25 protein-coding genes are annotated in these 19,492 nt (G+C 60.8%); 20 read left to right on the top strand and 5 right to left on the bottom strand.

Annotated elements, in window-relative coordinates:
- Window positions 1–46: 46 nt before the first annotated feature.
- The 13 genes from tuf (at window position 47) to HZ993_RS13050 (ending at window position 7,295) form a co-directional block, all read left to right on the top strand.
- On the top strand, window positions 47–1,237 hold the full coding sequence (gene tuf / locus HZ993_RS13110) for an elongation factor Tu (protein WP_209393189.1): 1,191 nt from the start codon (window positions 47–49) through the stop codon (window positions 1,235–1,237).
- Window positions 1,238–1,254: 17 nt separating this feature from the next.
- On the top strand, window positions 1,255–1,569 hold the full coding sequence (rpsJ, locus tag HZ993_RS13105; protein ID WP_029708110.1) for a 30S ribosomal protein S10: 315 nt from the start codon (window positions 1,255–1,257) through the stop codon (window positions 1,567–1,569).
- 184 nt (window positions 1,570–1,753) lie between these two features.
- Complete coding sequence (rplC, locus tag HZ993_RS13100) at window positions 1,754–2,434, top strand: 50S ribosomal protein L3 (protein WP_209393188.1); 681 nt, start codon at window positions 1,754–1,756, stop codon at window positions 2,432–2,434.
- On the top strand, window positions 2,434–3,054 hold the full coding sequence (rplD, locus tag HZ993_RS13095) for a 50S ribosomal protein L4 (protein ID WP_209393187.1): 621 nt from the start codon (window positions 2,434–2,436) through the stop codon (window positions 3,052–3,054). The genes rplC and rplD overlap by 1 nt, the downstream gene beginning before the upstream one ends.
- An 8-nt stretch (window positions 3,055–3,062) precedes the next feature.
- On the top strand, window positions 3,063–3,386 hold the full coding sequence (gene rplW, locus HZ993_RS13090; RefSeq protein WP_094476423.1) for a 50S ribosomal protein L23: 324 nt from the start codon (window positions 3,063–3,065) through the stop codon (window positions 3,384–3,386).
- Window positions 3,387–3,388: 2 nt separating this feature from the next.
- The gene (gene rplB, locus HZ993_RS13085; protein WP_209393186.1) at window positions 3,389–4,213 is read left to right on the top strand and encodes a 50S ribosomal protein L2; all 825 of its coding nucleotides are present in this window, start codon (window positions 3,389–3,391) and stop codon (window positions 4,211–4,213) included.
- A gap of 11 nt (window positions 4,214–4,224) precedes the next feature.
- Window positions 4,225–4,503: a 30S ribosomal protein S19 gene (gene rpsS, locus HZ993_RS13080; RefSeq protein WP_094476242.1), complete on the top strand. Its 279-nt coding sequence runs from the start codon at window positions 4,225–4,227 to the stop codon at window positions 4,501–4,503.
- A gap of 9 nt (window positions 4,504–4,512) precedes the next feature.
- Entirely contained in the window at window positions 4,513–4,842 is a 330-nt protein-coding gene (gene rplV / locus HZ993_RS13075) for a 50S ribosomal protein L22 (RefSeq protein ID WP_075585605.1), read from the top strand.
- A 16-nt stretch (window positions 4,843–4,858) separates the two neighbouring features.
- Window positions 4,859–5,755, top strand: coding sequence for a 30S ribosomal protein S3 (rpsC, locus tag HZ993_RS13070; RefSeq protein ID WP_209393185.1), 897 nt, complete (start codon window positions 4,859–4,861; stop codon window positions 5,753–5,755).
- A gap of 2 nt (window positions 5,756–5,757) precedes the next feature.
- A complete protein-coding gene (gene rplP, locus HZ993_RS13065) occupies window positions 5,758–6,174 on the top strand; it encodes a 50S ribosomal protein L16 (protein WP_209393184.1) in 417 nt (138 codons plus the stop codon).
- A gap of 15 nt (window positions 6,175–6,189) precedes the next feature.
- On the top strand, window positions 6,190–6,396 hold the full coding sequence (gene rpmC / locus HZ993_RS13060; RefSeq protein ID WP_209393183.1) for a 50S ribosomal protein L29: 207 nt from the start codon (window positions 6,190–6,192) through the stop codon (window positions 6,394–6,396).
- Between the two features lie 10 nt (window positions 6,397–6,406).
- Window positions 6,407–6,676, top strand: a complete 270-nt coding sequence (rpsQ, locus tag HZ993_RS13055) for a 30S ribosomal protein S17 (RefSeq protein ID WP_209393182.1) — start codon at window positions 6,407–6,409, stop codon at window positions 6,674–6,676.
- A 112-nt stretch (window positions 6,677–6,788) separates the two neighbouring features.
- Complete coding sequence (locus HZ993_RS13050; RefSeq protein ID WP_209393181.1) at window positions 6,789–7,295, top strand: peroxiredoxin; 507 nt, start codon at window positions 6,789–6,791, stop codon at window positions 7,293–7,295.
- Window positions 7,296–7,358: 63 nt separating this feature from the next.
- Here HZ993_RS13050 and HZ993_RS13045 read toward each other — a convergent pair whose 3' ends face one another.
- Complete coding sequence (locus HZ993_RS13045; RefSeq protein ID WP_209393180.1) at window positions 7,359–7,832, bottom strand: GNAT family N-acetyltransferase; 474 nt, start codon at window positions 7,830–7,832, stop codon at window positions 7,359–7,361.
- 38 nt (window positions 7,833–7,870) lie between these two features.
- Window positions 7,871–8,530, bottom strand: a complete 660-nt coding sequence (locus tag HZ993_RS13040; protein ID WP_209393179.1) for a cytochrome b/b6 domain-containing protein — start codon at window positions 8,528–8,530, stop codon at window positions 7,871–7,873.
- Window positions 8,531–8,732: 202 nt separating this feature from the next.
- On the opposite strand from HZ993_RS13040, the gene HZ993_RS13035 reads away from it, so the two are divergent.
- The 6 genes from HZ993_RS13035 (at window position 8,733) to ptsP (ending at window position 12,975) form a co-directional block, all read left to right on the top strand.
- Window positions 8,733–9,188, top strand: coding sequence for a cytochrome c (locus HZ993_RS13035; RefSeq protein ID WP_209393178.1), 456 nt, complete (start codon window positions 8,733–8,735; stop codon window positions 9,186–9,188).
- Window positions 9,189–9,207: 19 nt separating this feature from the next.
- Entirely contained in the window at window positions 9,208–9,912 is a 705-nt protein-coding gene (locus tag HZ993_RS13030) for a DUF4197 domain-containing protein (RefSeq protein WP_209393177.1), read from the top strand.
- On the top strand, window positions 9,909–10,439 hold the full coding sequence (locus HZ993_RS13025) for a hypothetical protein (protein WP_209393176.1): 531 nt from the start codon (window positions 9,909–9,911) through the stop codon (window positions 10,437–10,439). The genes HZ993_RS13030 and HZ993_RS13025 overlap by 4 nt, the downstream gene beginning before the upstream one ends.
- Window positions 10,440–10,502: 63 nt before the next feature.
- Window positions 10,503–10,949: a PTS sugar transporter subunit IIA gene (locus HZ993_RS13020; protein WP_209393175.1), complete on the top strand. Its 447-nt coding sequence runs from the start codon at window positions 10,503–10,505 to the stop codon at window positions 10,947–10,949.
- Window positions 10,918–11,187 (top strand): HPr family phosphocarrier protein, encoded by a 270-nt coding sequence (locus HZ993_RS13015; protein ID WP_209393174.1) that lies wholly within the window; start codon window positions 10,918–10,920, stop codon window positions 11,185–11,187. Before HZ993_RS13020 ends, HZ993_RS13015 begins: the two co-directional genes overlap by 32 nt.
- A 9-nt stretch (window positions 11,188–11,196) precedes the next feature.
- Window positions 11,197–12,975 carry a phosphoenolpyruvate--protein phosphotransferase gene (gene ptsP, locus HZ993_RS13010; RefSeq protein WP_209393173.1) on the top strand — a complete coding sequence of 593 codons (1,779 nt, stop codon included), beginning with the start codon at window positions 11,197–11,199 and terminating at the stop codon, window positions 12,973–12,975.
- A 63-nt stretch (window positions 12,976–13,038) separates the two neighbouring features.
- On the opposite strand, the gene HZ993_RS13005 is transcribed toward ptsP, so the two are convergent.
- Window positions 13,039–13,902: a DMT family transporter gene (locus HZ993_RS13005; protein ID WP_209393172.1), complete on the bottom strand. Its 864-nt coding sequence runs from the start codon at window positions 13,900–13,902 to the stop codon at window positions 13,039–13,041.
- An 83-nt stretch (window positions 13,903–13,985) separates the two neighbouring features.
- Between HZ993_RS13005 and HZ993_RS13000 the strand changes: the two genes are divergently transcribed.
- On the top strand, window positions 13,986–14,468 hold the full coding sequence (locus tag HZ993_RS13000) for a hypothetical protein (RefSeq protein ID WP_209393171.1): 483 nt from the start codon (window positions 13,986–13,988) through the stop codon (window positions 14,466–14,468).
- 35 nt (window positions 14,469–14,503) lie between these two features.
- Here HZ993_RS13000 and HZ993_RS12995 read toward each other — a convergent pair whose 3' ends face one another.
- Both HZ993_RS12995 and HZ993_RS12990 read right to left on the bottom strand, forming a co-directional pair.
- Window positions 14,504–15,865, bottom strand: a complete 1,362-nt coding sequence (locus HZ993_RS12995; RefSeq protein ID WP_209393170.1) for a HipA domain-containing protein — start codon at window positions 15,863–15,865, stop codon at window positions 14,504–14,506.
- Between the two features lie 129 nt (window positions 15,866–15,994).
- Window positions 15,995–19,468, bottom strand: a complete 3,474-nt coding sequence (locus tag HZ993_RS12990; protein WP_209393169.1) for a DEAD/DEAH box helicase — start codon at window positions 19,466–19,468, stop codon at window positions 15,995–15,997.
- Between the last annotated feature and the right edge of the window lie 24 nt (window positions 19,469–19,492).

Below are 19,492 nucleotides of genomic sequence, written 5' to 3'. Positions count from 1 at the left end.
AGACATAAAACCAATACACGGGATTAGCTCTTTGGAGAATTGAAAAATGGGTAAAGAAAAATTCACACGTACCAAGCCCCACGTCAATGTGGGCACCATTGGCCACGTTGACCACGGCAAGACCACGCTGACAGCCGCCATCACCACCGTGTTGGCAGCCAAGTTCGGCGGTCAGGCCAAGGCCTATGACCAGATCGACGCAGCTCCTGAAGAAAAAGCGCGTGGTATCACCATCAATACCGCCCACGTGGAATACGAAACGGCTAACCGCCACTACGCCCACGTGGACTGCCCTGGACACGCCGACTATGTGAAGAACATGATCACTGGCGCGGCCCAGATGGACGGCGCTATTCTGGTGTGTTCCGCTGCTGACGGCCCCATGCCCCAGACCCGCGAGCACATCCTTTTGGCCCGCCAGGTCGGTGTGCCTTACATCATCGTGTTCCTGAACAAGTGCGACATGGTCGACGACGCTGAGTTGCTCGAACTGGTCGAAATGGAAGTGCGCGAACTGCTGGACAAGTATGACTTCCCCGGCGATGCAACCCCCATCATCCACGGCAGCGCCAAGCTCGCCATGGAAGGCGACAAGGGTGCTTTGGGCGAAGAAGCCATCTTCAAGCTCGCAGAAGCCCTGGACACCTACATCCCCTTGCCAGAGCGTGCCGTTGACGGCGCATTCCTGATGCCCGTGGAAGACGTGTTCTCGATCTCTGGCCGCGGCACCGTCGTGACCGGTCGTATCGAGCGCGGCATCATCAAAGTCGGCGAAGAAATCGAAATCGTCGGTATCGCTGACACCCAGAAGACAACCTGCACTGGCGTGGAAATGTTCCGCAAGCTGCTGGACCAAGGTCAAGCTGGCGACAACGTCGGTATCCTGTTGCGCGGCACCAAGCGTGAAGACGTGCAGCGCGGCCAAGTGCTGTGCAAGCCCGGCTCCATCAAGCCCCACACCCACTTCACCGGCGAGATCTATGTCTTGTCCAAGGACGAAGGCGGCCGCCACACACCTTTCTTCAACAACTACCGCCCCCAGTTCTACTTCCGTACAACGGACGTGACCGGTGCGATCGAGTTGCCAGAAGGCAAGGAAATGGTTATGCCTGGTGACAACGTGTCGATCACTGTGAAGCTGATCAACCCCATCGCCATGGAAGAAGGCCTGCGCTTCGCGATCCGCGAAGGTGGTCGTACCGTGGGCGCGGGTGTGGTTGCCAAGATCATTGCGTAAGGCACAAGGAAACAATCATGGCTACCAAGCAAAAAATCCGTATCCGCCTGAAGGCGTTTGATTACAAGCTCATCGACCAATCGGCCGCTGAAATTGTGGATACCGCCAAGCGTACCGGCGCGATTGTCAAGGGCCCCGTGCCTTTGCCAACCCGCATGAAGCGTTTCGACATTCTGCGTTCACCCCACGTGAACAAGGCCAGTCGTGACCAGTTTGAAATCCGTACACACCAGCGTCTGATGGACATCGTTGATCCAACAGACAAGACGGTTGACGCGCTGATGAAGCTCGATCTGCCAGCTGGCGTGGATGTCGAAATCAAGCTGCAGTAATTGACCCACAAGCTCAGGTTCCGGCCTGAACTTGCGTCAAAACCAGATGCGAGTTATACTCGCAGGCTCGGTTGGATTTGCCTGTGTGTAATGCATGGGTGCCCGATTGGGTTTTATTAACAGTCTCCCACGTAAAGCGTTGCAGCCAATTGAAGTTGCAACGGTGGGAGTTACGGAGAAAACAATGAGTCTTAGCAATCGCTTAGGGTTGCTGGGTCGCAAGGTTGGCATGATGCGCCTATTCACCGATGACGGGGACGCTGTTCCTGTTACGGTGGTAGACGTGTCCAACAACCGAGTGACACAGGTGAAAACCCAGGAGAATGATGGCTACGTTGCCTTGCAGGTAACGTTCGGTGCACGCAAAGCTTCGCGTGTTACCAAGCCTGCCGCTGGTCACCTTGCGAAAGCAGGCGTGGAAGCCGGTGAAATTATTCAAGAATTTCGTGTAACCGCTGATGCAGCGGCCAAGTACGCTGCTGGCGCTACTGTGCCTGTGGCTGACGTATTTGCCGTCGGTCAAAAGGTGGACGTGCAAGGCACGACCATTGGTAAGGGTTACGCCGGTACGATCAAGCGCCACCACATGAGCTCGCAACGCGCGTCGCACGGTAACAGCCGTTCGCACAACGTTCCCGGTTCCATTGGTATGGCCCAGGATCCAGGTCGCGTGTTCCCTGGTAAGCGCATGACGGGTCATCTGGGTGATGATTTGGTCACTACGCAAAACCTCGACGTATTCCGCATTGACGAAGCCCGTCAGTTGTTGTTGATCAAGGGCGCTATCCCAGGATCGGCTGGCGGTTTTGTCACCGTGCGTCCCGCTGTCAAAGCGAAATCTGAAACTGCGAAGGGAGCGAACTGATGCAGCTCGAACTCCTAAACGACCAAGGCCAGGCTACTTCGAAATACGAAGCCCCTGAGACCGTGTTTGGCCGCGCATACAACGAAGATCTGGTGCACCAGGTTGTGGTTGCTTTCCAGGCCAATGCCCGTCAAGGCACACGCGCCCAGAAGGACCGCGAGCAGGTCAAGCACTCGACCAAGAAGCCGTTCAAGCAAAAGGGAACGGGCCGCGCCCGTGCTGGTATGACTTCCTCGCCACTGTGGCGCGGAGGCGGCCGCATATTCCCAAATATGCCTGACGAAAACTTCGCGCAAAAGATCAACAAGAAGATGTACCGCGCCGGTATGGCTTCCATCCTCTCCCAATTGGCCCGTGAAGGCCGTCTGGCGGTGGTTGATTCGCTGAAGGTTGACTCTCCCAAGACCAAGCCTTTGGCTGCAAAGTTCAAGGCCATGAATCTGGAATCCGTGCTGGTGATCGCCGACGAAGTCGACGAAAACCTGTACCTGGCATCGCGCAATCTGGTCAACATCCTGGTGGTGGAGCCCCGTTACGCTGATCCACTGTCGCTGGTTCACTACCGCAAGGTGTTGGTGACCAAGGCCGCCATGGACAAACTCAAGGAGATGTTCGCATGAGCGCCCGTATGAACAACACGTCGAAAGTCAAGTACGACGAAGGTCGCTTGATGCAGGTTCTGGTTGCTCCCATCGTGTCTGAAAAGGCCACCATGGTTGCTGAAAAATCCAATGCTGTGACGTTCAAGGTGCTGCAAGACGCTACCAAGCCAGAAATCAAGGCCGCTGTGGAATTGATGTTCAAGGTGGAAGTGCAAGGCGTTTCTGTGGTGAACACAAAAGGCAAGACCAAGCGCTTTGGCAAGTCCGTAGGCCGTCGCGACAACGTTCGCAAAGCTTATGTGATGCTCAAGCCAGGTCAAGAGCTGAACCTCGGCGGGGAGGCTGCGTAATCATGGCTGTTATCAAAATGAAACCAACTTCCCCAGGCCGTCGTGGCGTGGTGAAGATTTCGCGTGACCACCTTCACAAAGGTGCGCCCCACGCTGCCTTGCTGGAACCACAATTCCAGCAAGCCGGTCGTAACAACAACGGCCATATTACGACTCGCCACAAAGGTGGCGGACACAAGCACCACTACCGTGTGGTGGATTTTGTTCGCAACAAGGACGCAATTCCTGCCAAGGTTGAGCGCATCGAGTACGACCCTAACCGTTCCGCACACATCGCTCTGGTGTGTTACGCAGACGGCGAGCGCAAGTACATCATTGCTCCCCGTGGTCTGGAAGTCGGCGCCACCATCATGAGTGGTTCCGAAGCGCCTATCCGCGTTGGCAACACTCTGCCTATTCGCAATATTCCAGTGGGTTCCATCATCCATTGCGTGGAATTGCAAGTCGGCAAGGGCGCACAGATCATCCGCTCTGCGGGTACATCTGCAACCCTGTTGGCCCGCGAAGGCACTTACGCCCAGGTTCGTATGCGCTCCGGTGAAGTCCGTAAGGTCCACATCGACTGCCGTGCAACCATTGGCCAAGTCGCCAACGAAGAGCACAGCCTGCGCCAACTGGGTAAAGCCGGTGTCAAGCGCTGGATGGGTATTCGCCCGACCGTTCGCGGTGTGGTGATGAACCCGGTCGACCACCCACACGGTGGTGGCGAAGGCAAGACTGGCGAAGGCCGTCATGCAGTCGATCCTTGGGGTAATCTGACCAAGGGTTACCGTACCCGTAACAACAAGCGCACGCAGGTCATGATCGTGTCGCGTCGCAAGAAGTAAGGGGTAGGTAAATGACTCGTTCTCTCAAAAAGGGTCCCTTTGTGGACCACCACCTGGTAGCCAAGACTGAAAAGGCTGTTGCTACCAAGGACAAGAAGCCGATTAAGACTTGGTCGCGTCGCTCCATGATCCTGCCCGATTTCATCGGCTTGACCATTGCTGTGCACAACGGCAAACAGCACGTGCCTGTCTATATCACCGATCAAATGGTTGGCCACAAGTTGGGTGAGTTCGCTCTGACCCGTACTTTCAAGGGTCATCCTGCGGACAAAAAAGTCCAGAAGAAATAAGGATTGACCATGGAAACACGTGCAACCCTTCGTGGCGTCCGTTTGTCGGTCGACAAAGGCCGTCTGGTCGCGGATCTGATTCGCGGCAAGAAAGTGGACCAAGCCCTGAACATCTTGCAATTCACGCAGAAAAAAGCTGCCGTGATCATCAAGAAGGTTCTGGAGTCCGCTATTGCCAACGCTGAGCACAATGACGGTGCCGACATCGACGAGTTGAAGGTTAAGACCATCTACGTCGAACAAGGCGCGTCACTGCGTCGCTTCACGGCCCGCGCCAAAGGCCGCGGCAACCAAATCAGAAAACCCACGTGCCATGTGTACGTGACGGTTGGTAACTGAAAGAGGCCAGGAAGATATGGGACAAAAAATCCACCCAACCGGCTTTCGCTTGTCGATTAGCCGCAACTGGTCTTCACGCTGGTACGCCAGCAACCGTGATTTCGCCGGCATGTTGGCCGAAGACATCAAGGTTCGTGAATACCTCAAGGCCAAGCTGAAGAATGCTTCAGTTTCGCGCATCCTGATCGAGCGTCCTGCCAAGAACGCCCGTATCACCATTTTCTCGGCACGTCCGGGTGTGGTGATCGGCAAGAAAGGCGAAGACATCGAAAACCTCAAGCGCGACCTGGGCAAGCAGCTCGGCGTGCCAGTGGCAGTGAACATCGAAGAAGTGCGCAAGCCTGAAATCGATGCCAAGCTGATCGCCGACAGCATTACGCAGCAATTGGAAAAGCGGATCATGTTCCGCCGTGCCATGAAGCGCGCCATGCAAAACGCCATGCGTCTGGGTGCCCTGGGCATCAAGATCATGTCGTCCGGTCGTCTGAACGGCATTGAAATCGCACGTTGCGAGTGGTACCGCGAAGGTCGCGTGCCACTCCACACACTGCGCGCTGACATTGACTACGGTACTTCCGAAGCCAAGACCACTTACGGCATTATTGGCGTGAAGGTCTGGGTCTACAAGGGTGACACGCTGGGTCGTAACGACCTGCCGGCCGCCGTTGAGCCCCGTGCTGAAGAAGAGCGTCGTCCACGTGGCCCACGCCGCGATGACCGTGGCGGTGCCCGCCCTGGTTCTGACCGTCCTGCTCCCCGTGGCGCCCGTCGCCCCGAAGGCAGCAATGCGGCACCCGCCGATGGTAGCGACAAGCCTGTAGGGGCTTCCGGTGCCGACGCCGATAAACCCACCGTTAAGCGCGTTCGCAAAGTCGCCGCGCCAGCTGCAGCAGCTGACGGTAAAGGAGAATAACTATGTTGCAACCCGCTCGCCGGAAATACCGCAAAGAGCAAAAGGGCCGTAACACTGGCATCGCGACACGAGGCAGCTCGGTCGCTTTCGGTGACTTCGGTCTGAAATGTACGGATCGCGGCCGTTTGACAGCTCGCCAGATCGAAGCGGCACGCCGTGCCATTTCGCGTCACGTGAAGCGTGGTGGTCGTATCTGGATTCGTGTGTTCCCTGACAAGCCAATTTCCCAAAAGCCTGCTGAAGTGCGTATGGGTAACGGTAAAGGTAACCCCGAGTACTACGTGGCTGAAATCCAGCCCGGTAAGATCGTGTTTGAAATCGTCGGCGTGTCTGAAGAGCTGGCACGTGAAGCGTTCCGTTTGGCAGCTGCCAAACTGCCTTTGCGTACCACCTTCGTGGCCCGCATGATTGGCCAGTAATCAGGAGCAATTGATATGAAAACTACTGAACTGCGCAAAAAAGACGTTGATGGTCTGAAGACGGAAGTCAAAGCGCTGCAAAAAGCACACTTTGGCCTGCGTATGCAAAAAGCCACGCAACAACTCACCAACACAGCCACGATCCGCACTGCGCGCCGTGACATTGCCCGCGCCAAGACCATTCTTGTCGAGAAGCAAGCCGCTGACAAGTCCGCCAAATAAGGAGCGATAAATGACGGAAGCTAAAAAATCCCTCAAGCGCACCTTGATTGGCAAGGTGGTCAGCGACAAGCGTTCGAAGACAGTCACTGTACTGATCGAACGCCGTGTCAAGCACGAGCTGTATGGCAAGATCGTTGCCAAGTCCAGCAAGTACCACGCCCATGACGAAAAGGGTGAGTACCACATGGGCGACATGATTGAAATCACGGAAAGCCGTCCGATTTCCAAGACCAAGAACTGGGTTGCGACCCGCTTGGTGCAAAAGGCCATCGAAGTCTAAAGGGCTTGCCCTCTAGGCCGACAGCCTACCCTCAAACGGCCCACAATCGTGGGCCGTTTGCATTAGTGCAAACCATTCCCAACCCCAACCAACAATACCTAGAGGTACAGACATGATCAAAGTAGGCGACACCCTTCCCGCAACCACCCTGATGGAATTTTCAGAAGTCGAAGGCGAAGGCTGCAGCATTGGCCCCAACCCCGTGGATGTGGCCAAGGCCACTGCCGGCAAGACCATTGCGCTGTTTGCGTTGCCCGGGGCTTTTACACCCACTTGCTCTGCCAAACACGTGCCCGGTTATGTGGAGAATGAGGCTGCCTTCAAGGCTGCCGGTGTTGACGAGATCTGGTGCCTGAGCGTCAACGACGCCTTTGTCATGGGCGCCTGGGCGCGTGACCAGAAGACCGCCGGTAAAGTGCGCATGCTGGCCGATGGCAGCGCCGCGTTTGCACAAGCAACGGGCCTGACACTGGACTTGACGAGCAAGGGCATGGGCCTGCGCAGCAACCGTTATTCAATGCTGGTCAAGGACGGCAAAGTGGCGTCGCTGAACATCGAAGGCCCTGGCAAGTTTGAAGTGAGTGACGCCGCCACCTTGCTCGCACAAGCCAAAGCCTAATTCCACAAGCGCCTGCTGAGCCCTGGCCGCCGGTTACCCCGGCGTGACCGGGGCTTTTCTTTTCTACAGCTCCGCTTTCAGGTAGTGGGCACCTGCAATCGGGTTGTAGTAGTAGGGTGGAATGTCTTCAAAACCCAGTTCCTGGTACAGCGCACGCGCAGCTTCCATGTCATTGAGCGTGTCCAGCAGGATGCAGTCATAACCCGCCACCCGCGCGGTTTCCAGAATGGTTTCCGCCAGGGTGCGCCCCAGACGCAAACCGCGGTAGGCCGGGCGAACATACAGGCGTTTCATTTCACACGCATTGGGATAATCCACCGCATCCAGCGGGCGCATGGCGCAGCAACCGGCGAGTTCGCCGTCGACCGTGGCCAGCAAGAGGCCACCACGCGGTGCGGCGTATTCCCCGGGCAGGGTTGCCAATTCCACGTTGAAATTCTGGAAACACAAATCCACATTCAGCGTGCTGGCGTACTCCACAAACAGGCTGCGGACCGCATCCAGCTCGGACGCCGAGGCAGGGACCAGGACCCGCATCTCAGCGCCACCCAGCGGCGCTGGCGCCGTTTTTTCCCTTAACCTGCCCATTGCACCAATCCCGTGACCAAACCCGCACATACGCTGAACACGACCAAGGCCACAAGGCGGGACTTGCCGTCATCCCGAGCGCTGGTATGTGCGTCGGCAAGCGTACGGTCACCGTGCCACATGGCAGGCACCAGGTTCACCTTGCGCTTGAAACGGTAGAAAACCATTGCCACCAGGTGCAGCAGCACCAGTGCATACAAAACATATTGGCCAATCGCATTGTGGTAATACGTGGCCTTGCCCACCCAGGCGCCAGAGACCATCTTGGCCAAGGGCCCGGACGTCGCAATTTCGTCATCACTGATCAGTCCCGTGGCCACCTGCAACACAGCAAACCCCAACAAGGCCAGCACGGACAGAGCCCCCAGCGGGTTGTGGCCCGCCGAAGGCGACGCATCACGCACCTGCAAGTAGCGCCAAATGGCCCCGGGTCCGACAACAAACACGTTAAACCGCGACCAGTGGCCTCCCATAAAACCCCACACCAAGCGAAACAGCAACAGGCTCAAAACCGTATAACCGAGGCGGAAATGCCAGGCCATAGTCTCGCCGCCTATCTTTCCGGTGACAACCAGCCCCACCAGGCACAGAACCAGCCCCCAGTGGAAAACCCGTGTTGGCAGATCCCAAACCCTCACCTTGTTCACCGCGTATCTCCTCGTGCATGTTGTATGGTCGGGCGCCGCCCGATACCGGAGCAAAGGGCGAATTTAGCACCCGCCGACGGGCGTGCGGAAACCCTGTCATGGGTGAATACCCTAGCCCCTACCGATAGCCGAAACCGGCCGTCACGCATAGACTCTGATCTCGGTCCCCTCCCGTCAACCCCATTTATTCTAGGCACAACCCATGAAGAAACTTGCATCCCTCGCACTCGCGCTCTCGGTTACCGCAATGGCGTTTCCGGCAGCTGCCCAGTTTGCCAAGCCTGAAGACGCGATCAAATACCGCCAAAGCGCGCTGTTTGTGATGCAGCAAAACTTCAGTCGCGTCGCCGCCATGGCGTCCGGCAAAGCGCCGTTTGACGCCAAAGTGGCGGCCGAGAGTGCCGCCGTTGCAGAATTCACCGGCAAACTGCCCTGGGTAGCGTTTGGCGATGGCACGGACAAGGGCCGTGACAACCGGGCCAAACCCGAAGTCTGGACCGACAAGGCCAAGTTCAACGACTACGCCAACAAAATGCAGGTCGAAATGGCTAAGTTCAGCGCGGCAGCGAAGACCGGAAATCTGGACAACATCAAGGCGACAATGGCAGGCGTAGGTGGCAGCTGCAAAACCTGCCACGACGCCTTCCGCAAAGACTGATCCCGAAAGCACACACACCATGGACCGCCGCCTCTTTACCGCCCGCTCTGCATCGCTGCTCACCCTGTTGACCGTCAGCACCTGGCACCAGGCCTACGCCTTGAGCCTGGCCGACCTCAGCAACACCGATGCGACCAAGGGGCTGAAAGAGGCGCTGGAAAAAGGGGCCTTGTCGGCCATCGGCATCCTGGGCGCTGAAAACGGGTTCCTGGGCAATGACCGCGTTCGCATCAACCTGCCCGGTGCCCTGAACGACGCGGCCAATCTGCTGCGCCGCTTTGGCCAGGGCGGGCGTGTGGACGAGTTGATCACCGCCATGAACCGGGGCGCCGAGGCTGCAGTGCCCCAGGCCAAGGGCCTGCTCAGCAACGCCGTACAGACCATGAGTGTCAACGACGCCAAGGGCATCCTGGCCGGTGGCAACACCGCTGTGACGGACTTCTTTGCCTCCAAAACACGACCAGCACTGGCTGTGACGTTCTTGCCTGTGGTGACGCGCGCCACCGAGAAGGTGGGTCTGGTCGACAAGTACAACGAGGTGGCCGGCAAGGCCGCAGAGGTGGGCTTGTTGAGGAAAGAAGACGCCAACATCCAGCAGTACGTCACCGGCAAGACGCTGGATGGCCTGTTCTTCATGATCTCCGAAGAGGAAAAGAAAATCCGCCAGAACCCGGTCGGCTACGGCAGCGCCATCCTGACCAAGGTGTTCGGCGCGCTCAAGTGAGGCTGCACTACCGGCGCAGTCTGGCAGCCCTGTCGCTGGCTGCTACCGTGCTCGCCTGCAGCCCCGCCCTGAACTGGCGCGAGGTGCCCCTGCAAGGTCTGGTCGCATGGTTACCCTGCAAGCCAGACCATGCCGAGCGCCAGTTGCCACTGGGCCCGGCAGACGTGACGATGCGCATGTCGGGCTGCGAAGCATCGGGTGCCCTGTATGCCATCAGCCATGTGCGGGTGGCGGACTTGGCACAGCTGCAGGGCACACACCAGGCTTGGCGCCAGGCCACCTTGGCCGCCATGCAAGCCACCGCTCCACCGGGGCCCTCGCCCCAGCCTGCCACGCCCAGCACCGGACAGGTCAAGACGGTCCTGAACCCGGAAAAGTTGGATGGCAAACGCCCCGACGGCAGCGCGGTACAGGCCCAACTACTCTGGTTGAACAAAGGGACAGACCTTTTCCACGTGGCCGTCTACGCGCCCACGCTGCGCCCCGAGATGACCGAACTGTTGTTTTCTGAGCTAAGCCTGCGTTAAGGCCACGATGGGGGAGGGGCCATCGGTGTAGGCAAAGCAGCCATAATCGACTCCAATACCCCCATGAACACCGGCATCCTCATCATCGCCCATGCACCGCTGGCCAGTGCTTTGCGGGAGTGTGTGTTGCACGTGTACCCCGAGTCGTCGGGTGGCGTGTTGGCGCTGGACGTGTTGCCCAACGAGGCGCCCGAAATCACCCGCCTGACCGCCCTGGCATTGCTGCAACAGCTGGGTGCGCCCAACACCCTGGTCCTGACCGATGTGTTTGGCGCAACGCCCTGCAATGTGGCACAAAAGGTGGTGGACGGCGTGCATTCCAAGCTGGTCGCCGGTGTCAACCTGCCCATGCTGCTGCGCACCGTCAACTACCGCCACGAACCCCTGGACATCCTGGTGGCCCGTGCCATGTCCGGCGGTACCCAATGCATCATGCAAGTTGCCGTCACCGCGCCCCAAAATCAGACCCGAAAACCGCATGATCAAAACATCAACGACCATCAGCAATAAACTGGGCCTGCATGCCCGCGCGTCGGCCAAGCTGACCAAGTTGGCGGGCAGCTTTCCATGTGAAGTGTGGATTGCCAAAGGCGAACGCCGTGTGAATGCCAAGAGCATCATGGGTGTGATGATGCTGGCCGCCGGCTTGGGCTCCGAGGTTGTCATCGATACCGAAGGCGACCGTGAGCAGGAGGCGATGGACGCATTGCTCGCCATGATCGCCGACAAGTTCGGCGAAGGTGAATAGGGTTTTTAGATGACCTTCGCGATCCACGGCCTCAACGTATCCCGCGGCGTGGCGATTGGCCGCGCCGTGCTGGTGGCCTCCAGCCGCGTGGATGTAGCCCACTACTTTGTGCAGGCCCACGAGGTCGAGTCCGAAATCGACCGCGTACGCATGGGCCGCAACGCGGTTATCGACGAAATCCACCGCCTGCAGGAAACCATCACCCAAATGGGCCCCAAGGAGGCGCCGCATGAACTGGGCGCCCTGCTGGATGTGCACCTGATGCTGCTGCAGGACGACGACCTGGTCGGCGGCGTCAAACACTGGATCACCGAGCGCCTGTACAACGCCGAATGGGCGCTGACCACGCAGTTGGAGATCATCGCCCGCCAGTTCGACGAAATGGAGGACGAGTACCTGCGTGAGCGCAAGGCCGACCTGGAGCAGATCGTTGAACGCATCCTGCGCGCCATGAAGGGCAAGGGCTCCCCCATCGTGTCCCACCCGAGCCAGCGTGGTGGCCGCAAGTCCTCGCAGCAGGACCTGTTGTTGGACGACACGGTGGATGTGCCGCTGATTCTGATCGCGCACGACCTGTCGCCGGCCGACATGCTGCAGTTCAAGCAAAGTGTGTTTGCCGGCTTCATCACCGATGTGGGTGGCAAAACCTCACACACCGCCATCGTGGCCCGCAGCATGGACATCCCCGCCGTGGTGGGTGCACGCCTGGCCAGCCAACTGGTGCGCCAGGACGACTGGGTCATCATCGACGGTGATGCGGGTGTGGTCATCGTTGACCCGTCCCCCATCATCCTGGCCGAATACGGCTTCAAACAACGCCAGCGTGAGCTGGAGCGCGGCCGCCTGCAGCGCCTGCTGCACACGCCCTCCGTCACCATGGACGGCGAAAAAGTCGAGTTGCTGGCCAATATCGAAATGCCGGAGGACGCGCTGGTCGCGGTGAAGGCGGGCGCCGTGGGCGTGGGCCTGTTCCGGAGCGAATTTTTGTTCATGGGCCGCCAGGGCCGCCTGCCCGGCGAGGAAGAGCAGTACCAGGCCTATAAACGCGCCGTGGAAGGCATGCAGGGCCTGCCGGTCACCATTCGCACAGTGGACGTGGGCGCCGACAAACCGCTGGACGACTCCCTGCGCGACGATGCCCACCTGAACCCCGCACTGGGCCTGCGCGCCATCCGCTGGAGCCTGGCCGACCCGGCCATGTTTTTGACGCAGTTGCGCGCCATCCTGCGCGCCGCCGCCCACGGCCAGGTGCACCTGCTGGTGCCCATGCTGGCCCACGCACGCGAGATCCGCCAGACCCTGGCCCACCTGGACCAGGCCCGCGCCCAATTGGACAACCGCGGCGTGGCCTATGGCCCGGTCAAGCTGGGTGCGATGATCGAAATACCGGCCGCGGCCCTGAGCCTGCGCCTGTTCCTGAAATATTTTGACTTTTTATCCATTGGCACCAACGACCTGATCCAGTACACGCTGGCCATCGACCGCGCGGATGAATCGGTGGCCCACCTGTACGACCCGTTACACCCCGCCGTGTTGCGTCTGGTGGCCGACACCATTGCCGAATGCCGCGCCCAGGGCAAGGGCGTGAGTGTGTGTGGTGAGATGGCAGGGGACGTGGCGTTGACCCGGCTGCTGCTGGGCCTGGGCCTGCGCAGCTTCTCCATGCACCCGGCGCAGATCCTTGCGGTCAAGCAGGAGATTCTGCGCGCCGATACCAGCAAGCTCACACCCTGGGCGCAGCGTGTGCGGGATGCCGAAGACCCGGCGCTGGAGATGGCGGGTAGTTGATTTGCTATTGTATTTGTAGCTTAATAATCAATAACAACGGGGGCTAGAGGCTGATTTGATCCATCATGCCTTGGCCCGGGAGCCCAAAATGGCCGCCCCGATGATCATGGCCGCAGCCAGCACCACGGACGGGCTGGGCGCCTCCTGGCGCACCCACAGCAGCGCCAGTGTGGACAGCAGCGGCGTCAAAAACGACAACACCCCAATCTGCCGCGCGTCTCCCCGCTTCAGCGCCGCATCCCACAGGTAAAACGCCGCACCCAAGGGGCCCAGGCCCATGGCGGCGATCAGGGTCCAGTCGGTGGTGCTCAGTGCCACGGATGGCTCCAGCGCCACATGGCACAGCAGGGACAACAGACCCGACGCCAGACCAAACAGTCCAATGGCCGCGCTGGGGAAGGGCGGCACGCGCCGTGTCAGCAGCGAATAACTGGCCCACACAAAGGCCGAGGCCAGCGCCGGTAGGTAGCCCCACGCAAAACCGCCCTGCATGCCCTGGCCGCTGCCCCCCACGATGGCCAGCGCCGCGCCGGCAAAACCCAGCAGCGCCGCAGCCACATGCAGCACGCGCAGCCGCATGCCCGGCAGGAACAGCGGCGCCATCAGCACAATGCCCAGCGGCCACAGGTAATTGACCAGGTTGGCCTGCACCGGGGGTGCATGCCGCAGCGCAATGAACAGCAAAAAGTGAAAGCCAAACAGCCCATAGACACCCAGCACCAGCGTGCGCACCGGCACTTGCATGCTGGACAAGCTGCCGCCCGACAAGGGCAGCGCAATCAGGCTGCCCACCAGCAGGCCCAGGCCCGTCAGCAGAAACGGCGGCACATGCTGCAGCAACACGCCCAGCGGTGCCAGCGTGCCCCACAGAAAAATGGCGCCCAAGGCGAACAGCGTAGCGGTGGAGAAAAGGCGGGGACGGTGCATGCGCCGATTCTAGAGACGCCACTGCGGCCGTTTGCGGCTGCGGTAGCATCCCCGCCTACCTTCAGACGAGAAAAGCCCGCCCCGTGACCGACCCAACATCCGAAAAAATCCAGGAACCCCGCCTGTGGCGCGACGCCGGCTGGACCGCCAGCGTCATCAAGAACGAAGACGACGACGGCTGGGCCGTTGCCATGACCAAGGACGGCGCAGCCGAGCCAGCCCTGGTCGGCCCCTGGACCATGGGCCGCGACAAGAAGAACCCCAAACCGCTGGACGGCGCCGCCTTCAGTACCCTGGTGAAAACGGCCAGCGAATTTGTGCGCCGCAGCGAGCAGCAGTTGCATGCCTCGCTGCACCAGAGCATTGCCGTCACCGTGGGCGAAGCCCGCATCACCGTGCACCTGGACATCAACCCTGATGAAGACAACCCATCTGCCGTGCTGAGTGCCCGGGACGAGGGTGACGACGTATTGGCCGAGGTGCGCGTGGCACCCTCCTTCAAGCTCAACCGAAGCAGCGCCGTGGCCTGGGCCGAGGGCGGCTTCGCCAGGCCTGCTGCGCAGTGAGGCCAGGGCGGCGGTCTGGGTCCGGGCCACAGACCTCAACCCGTGAACCCACGTCGTAGCCGCTGCGCATTCTCGCCACTGGCATCACGCAGCGCAGCGCTGATGGTGGGCAGGTTGGCGGCGCGCTCCCAGTAGTGGATGGCCCACGCGCGTGCCAGAGAGGCCAGCGCCGCATAACCCGTCGGTTGTGCCGGGGGCTGTAGGGGTCGCGCGTCCAGTTCGCCGCCATACACGCCAGGGCGCCACAGCATGGGCAGCATGTCGTAGACCGGGGTGGGCACCAGGGCGGGTTGCAACACGTCATCCACAAAAAATGACAGGTTGCCGAAGTGCATGTCGGTGTTGCCTATGTACTGGCCAAACAAGTAGGTGCTGGCCACGGTGTCCACCTGCGCCTGGGTCAGCCGTTTTTGTGCAGCTAGCGCTTCGCAGGTGGCGACCCAGTGCTGGCGTGGTGAGGGCACGAAGGCGTCATGCACGGCGGCTGCGGGCACGACATGGCGCTTGCCCTGCAATCCCACACGGTCAAAGCGTTCTGACACCAGATAGGTGCGTTCGTTGGACTCCACGGTGTGGGTGGGCGCCACGGCCACTCCGTGGTCTGCCAGCACGGCCAGCGCCAGGTGTTCCAGGTGCAGCAGGTCATGCCAGCGCTCGCCAAAGGGGGTGCCGCGCGGCGGGCTGAACTTGACGATGAGGTGTTGGTGTCGCCCGTCTGGCGTAACGGATTCGGTCAGGAACTTGGGTTGCTCACCGCCCGCGCTGGAGGCTGCGGGCAGGGTCTGGGTGACAGCGCGCGCCAGGGTGTCAAAGTGCGCGGCCTGGTCTGGCGCAGACCCTGCCGCCTCTGCTACGAAGTGCCTCTTGGTTTCACCCACCTGCAGGGCTCCCGGCGGGTCGCCCGCATGGTTGATGGCCATGTACAAGACCTGATCGACGCGCCAGGCGTCGGGGTCGGCAGGGAAGTCGGGCCGCAGGCGGGTGAGCTGCCGGCCCAAAAACCCCTGGGGACGCAGGCTTTGCAGAAACCAGGGCAGTTGGCCCGAAGGGCTTAACCAGTCCGCGCCCTTCTTACTGTCTGCGTCCATCTGGTGTCGCACGTACACCTGGCCACCTTGTAAAAAATGCAGGCTGCCAAAGTTTTGCAGGCGGCCGTCCGGCGTGGTCCAGGTCAGGGTTTGTTGGGCCGGTAGACCCAGAATGGGCTGCGCCAGCGCGTAACGTGTACTGCGGGCTGCGCCCAGTTTGCACACCACGGCACCCAATTTGGTCAGCGCCAGTGAAATGCTGGGCTGGCTCTTGCCCGTGGCGGCCTGGAGTTGCTGTGCCGTGAACGTGCCACCCTGCGCCAGCAGGGCGCGAAGGTGTTCCGCCAAGGCCAATTCAGAAGTATTCATTAATAGATACTTTTTTGTAAGTGTGTATCAATAAACAGATTTTGTCAAAATTCCTATCGATTGATTAATGGATAAAAAGCAATAGCCGTGCGCCAAATCGTGTGTACGCCTTGGCGGCCGACGTCCGGACTACTCCGACAACGGCTTCAACAACTCCGCCAAATCCCCTTCGGTAAACAGCGGTTGTTTGCGCCCGGTAGACCCGCTGTACATGCTGTCAGCCAGCGCCGCCTTGCGCTCTTGCAGTGCCAGAATGCGCTCCTCAATCGTGCCCTGTGCCACCAGCTTGTAGACAAACACGGTTTGTGTCTGGCCAATGCGATGGGCGCGGTCGGTGGCCTGGTTTTCCACGGCCGGGTTCCACCACGGGTCGTAGTGGATCACGGTGTCGGCCTGCGGCAGGTTCAGTCCCACACCACCGGCCTTCAGGCTGATCAGGAACAGCGGCACAGCGCCGCTGGTGAATTGTTCGATCAACGCATCGCGGTTCTGGCTTTGGCCGGTGAGTTTGACCCAGGGTATGCCACGCTGCTTCAGCTCCGCTTCGATCAATGTCAGCATGCTGGTGAACTGCGAGAACAGCAAAATGCGCCGCCCCTCGGCCACCATTTCAGGTAGCAGCTCCATCAGCTGCTCCAGCTTGGCCGAGGTCTTGACTTTTTGCGCGGCCGCGAGCTTCAGCAACCGCGGGTCGCAGCAGACCTGGCGCAGCTTCATCAGCGCGTCCAGGATCGTGATTTGTGACTTGGCCAGGCCTTTGGTGTTCAGCGCCTCGCGCACGGTTTTTTCCATGCCCAGGCGTATGGTTTCGTACAGGTCGGCCTGTTTGCCCGACAGCTCCACACGCTCAATCGTCTCCACCTTGGGCGGCAGCTCGTGGGCCACCAGGGCCTTGGTGCGGCGCAGCATAAAGGGCGTGATGCGGGCGCGCAGTTGCTGCAGGCGTTCGGGGTCGCCCAACTTCTCGATGGGCGTGCGAAACAGCTCCTTGAAGCGCGCCTGGCTGCCCAGAAAACCCGGCATCAGAAAATGGAACAGGCTCCAAATTTCACCCAGATGGTTTTCCATCGGTGTGCCGGACAGGCACAGCCGGTGGTGGGTCTGCAACTGGCCTACGACTTGCGCGGCGTGGGTGCTGGCGTTCTTGATGTTTTGCGCCTCGTCCAGCACCACGATGTGCCACTGCGCCTCCAGCCAGCGTTCCTTGTCGCGTTGCAGCAGCGAGTAGGGAGCAATGACGATGTCGTGTTCGGAGATGGCGTGGGCCGCGTCGTGGCGCTCCTTGCCGTGCAGCACCAGCGTGCGCAGTTCGGGGCAGAAGCGTTCGGCCTCGCGCCGCCAGTTGCCCATCAGGCTGACGGGCGCAATGATGAGGGCCGGGTGTGTCAGGCGTCCGGCGTCTTTTTCGACCTGGATGTGGGCCAGGGTTTGCAGCGTTTTGCCCAGGCCCATGTCATCGGCCAATATGCCGCCCAGGCCGTGTTCGCGCAAAAACTGCAGCCAGTTCAGGCCTTGCTGTTGGTAGGGGCGCAGTTCCGCGTGCACACCTGTCGGCACCGCTACCTCGGGCATTTCGGCGCGGCCACTGAGGCGTTGCACCATCTCGCGCAGGTGTGCGGCACCGTCCCACACCGCGCCTTCGCCCAGCGCGGCGGTGATGCGCAGGGCGTCCAGGCGCGAGAGCTTGAGGCTGTCGCCCGTGAAGTCATGTGCGCGGTCACCTACCAACTCCAAAAGCGCGGCCATCCAGGGTTTGAGGGTGTCCGTGGGCAGGCGGATAAACCCACCGTGCCCCGCCTGCTGGTTGGGCAGGTAGACATAGGGCGGAATCTCCGGCAGGCCGGTCTCGGTATTGATGGGGCTGCTGGCCGCGGCGGCGATCAGGTCGGGCAGCAGGGGCAGGATGTTGTGGCGCTGGCCGTTGATCTCCATACCCAGTGACAGGTCAAACCAAGGGGAGGTGGGGCCTTGGCCCTGGGGCTGCAGCTGCACCTGCAGGGCATCCGCATGGGTGATCCAGCTTTTCAGCGCGTCGTCCAGCGTCACTTCAAACCCGGCCGCACGCAGGGGGGCATAGTCGGCATCGGCCCATTGCAGCCAAGTGTGTTGGGGTGCATCGCCGGGCAGGCCGAAGATGCCGCCCTCTGCCGACACCAGCCCCATGTTCATCAGCCGGGTGATGGCCTCCAGTTCGGTCTCGGCATCGCGGTGTAGCAGTGCCCGGCCTTGCGGCCCATCGGCCACCACCGTCGTGCCCTGCCCGGCCCACCAGCCACGGTAGCCCTGGTACTCAAAACGCAGTTGCGCCTGGATCAGGCCCCGGACGTGGGCCAGGTCTGGCGGGTTGGGTGACAGGTGCAGGCAGGCCGTAGGTGGGATGCCGCTGACGGTGACGAGGTTCTCCAGCATGGGCGGCGCGGGCAGCTTGCCCAGCCGCTGCATCAGATGGACCTGGTGCTTTTTTAACGCGGACGCCTGCAGCACCGGTGTTTTGAGCAGCACGGCCAACTGTGCCTCGGACATGCCCGGCACCTGCACTACACCACACAGGCCGTTGGTGCTATCCAGGTACAGCGGCGGTGTGTTCAGAAACAGCTTGGCTGTGGCGGGCGCGTCGTGCAGCCTGGCGCGCAGGGTCCAGCCGGGTGTGCCGCCGTGTGCGGGGGTGACTTCGTGCCAGCCCCAGTCCAGTGTGCGGGGTGGCCCCCACTGCCACGCATGGTCGGGGCTGCCGTTGGCATGGCAGCTGTACAGGCGACCGGTGCTGGCGGCCTGTTGCAAGGCGATCAGGCCAACATGGCCGCAGGGCGTGGCGCCCGGGCTGCCGCTGTAGGCGCTGTAATACGAACGGTCAGGGTCGGGCATGGCCAGCAACAGTTGCAGCACTTCGCGGTCCGTTTCGCTGGCCAGGTCATAGGCCGCTTGGCCCGCGCGCGGCGGTGTGCGAATGGCTTTGGGTTTGGCCCATTCGCCGTTGGCCTTGGCGCTGGACACCGCGGCTTCCAGGCGCAATTGCTGGGGCCGGATGCTGGGCCCTACGGGCTTGAGGAGAAACAGGTATTGCTCGACGCGGCCGGGGCTGCTCCCGCTGTCGTTGTTGCCGCTGGCGCGGTCTATTTCGTAAAACCAGGTCAACAACTGGGCCTCGGCGTCCTTCCGTTGGATATCCTCTAGTCGGGCCTGGGTTGCCAGTCTGGCGGCTTCCAGCTCTTCCGCCGTGGGCGGTGTGCGGCTGGCTGGGCGTACGGCCTGGGCTGCCGCTTCGCTGCCCAGTAACCGCAGGCCCTGGTAGGCGGCCTTCAGCGTCAGGGCCACGCCGTGTTTGCAGTTGTAGCCCACGGGGCAGCTGCAGTCGGCATCCCAGGTATCAATCTCACCATCGGAGGTGAGGGTCAGCTCGACGGTGAGCGTGTAGGGCCAGCGTTCACTGCCTTGCACCTCGCCTGTGAGCAGCCAGTAGCCGTCGGCGGGCGCAATCTGCAGTTCGAGCACCTTTTGCCCGCTGTAAAGCAAACGTCCACGCGTCCAGGTGGCATTGGCGGCGAGTTTTTCCAGAGAGTTGGGGTTGAACCAGACGCGGTTTATCGGCAAGCTGCTGGGCATGAAAACGTGCTGTAGCCCCCGTAA

Source organism: Rhodoferax sp. AJA081-3, assembly GCF_017798165.1.
GTDB lineage: Bacteria > Pseudomonadota > Gammaproteobacteria > Burkholderiales > Burkholderiaceae_C > Allorhodoferax.
This window is presented reverse-complemented; position numbering and strand designations above follow the sequence as displayed.

Coding starts and splice junctions, on each gene's coding strand:
- tuf (WP_209393189.1), top strand. CDS start 47: ATGGGTAAAGAAAAATTCACACGTACCAAGCCCCACGTCAATGTGGGC.
- rpsJ (WP_029708110.1), top strand. CDS start 1,255: ATGGCTACCAAGCAAAAAATCCGTATCCGCCTGAAGGCGTTTGATTAC.
- rplC (WP_209393188.1), top strand. CDS start 1,754: ATGAGTCTTAGCAATCGCTTAGGGTTGCTGGGTCGCAAGGTTGGCATG.
- rplD (WP_209393187.1), top strand. CDS start 2,434: ATGCAGCTCGAACTCCTAAACGACCAAGGCCAGGCTACTTCGAAATAC.
- rplW (WP_094476423.1), top strand. CDS start 3,063: ATGAACAACACGTCGAAAGTCAAGTACGACGAAGGTCGCTTGATGCAG.
- rplB (WP_209393186.1), top strand. CDS start 3,389: ATGGCTGTTATCAAAATGAAACCAACTTCCCCAGGCCGTCGTGGCGTG.
- rpsS (WP_094476242.1), top strand. CDS start 4,225: ATGACTCGTTCTCTCAAAAAGGGTCCCTTTGTGGACCACCACCTGGTA.
- rplV (WP_075585605.1), top strand. CDS start 4,513: ATGGAAACACGTGCAACCCTTCGTGGCGTCCGTTTGTCGGTCGACAAA.
- rpsC (WP_209393185.1), top strand. CDS start 4,859: ATGGGACAAAAAATCCACCCAACCGGCTTTCGCTTGTCGATTAGCCGC.
- rplP (WP_209393184.1), top strand. CDS start 5,758: ATGTTGCAACCCGCTCGCCGGAAATACCGCAAAGAGCAAAAGGGCCGT.
- rpmC (WP_209393183.1), top strand. CDS start 6,190: ATGAAAACTACTGAACTGCGCAAAAAAGACGTTGATGGTCTGAAGACG.
- rpsQ (WP_209393182.1), top strand. CDS start 6,407: ATGACGGAAGCTAAAAAATCCCTCAAGCGCACCTTGATTGGCAAGGTG.
- HZ993_RS13050 (WP_209393181.1), top strand. CDS start 6,789: ATGATCAAAGTAGGCGACACCCTTCCCGCAACCACCCTGATGGAATTT.
- HZ993_RS13045 (WP_209393180.1), bottom strand. CDS start 7,832: ATGCGGGTCCTGGTCCCTGCCTCGGCGTCCGAGCTGGATGCGGTCCGC.
- HZ993_RS13035 (WP_209393178.1), top strand. CDS start 8,733: ATGAAGAAACTTGCATCCCTCGCACTCGCGCTCTCGGTTACCGCAATG.
- HZ993_RS13030 (WP_209393177.1), top strand. CDS start 9,208: ATGGACCGCCGCCTCTTTACCGCCCGCTCTGCATCGCTGCTCACCCTG.
- HZ993_RS13020 (WP_209393175.1), top strand. CDS start 10,503: ATGAACACCGGCATCCTCATCATCGCCCATGCACCGCTGGCCAGTGCT.
- HZ993_RS13015 (WP_209393174.1), top strand. CDS start 10,918: ATGATCAAAACATCAACGACCATCAGCAATAAACTGGGCCTGCATGCC.
- ptsP (WP_209393173.1), top strand. CDS start 11,197: ATGACCTTCGCGATCCACGGCCTCAACGTATCCCGCGGCGTGGCGATT.
- HZ993_RS13005 (WP_209393172.1), bottom strand. CDS start 13,902: ATGCACCGTCCCCGCCTTTTCTCCACCGCTACGCTGTTCGCCTTGGGC.
- HZ993_RS12995 (WP_209393170.1), bottom strand. CDS start 15,865: ATGAATACTTCTGAATTGGCCTTGGCGGAACACCTTCGCGCCCTGCTG.
- HZ993_RS12990 (WP_209393169.1), bottom strand. CDS start 19,468: ATGCCCAGCAGCTTGCCGATAAACCGCGTCTGGTTCAACCCCAACTCT.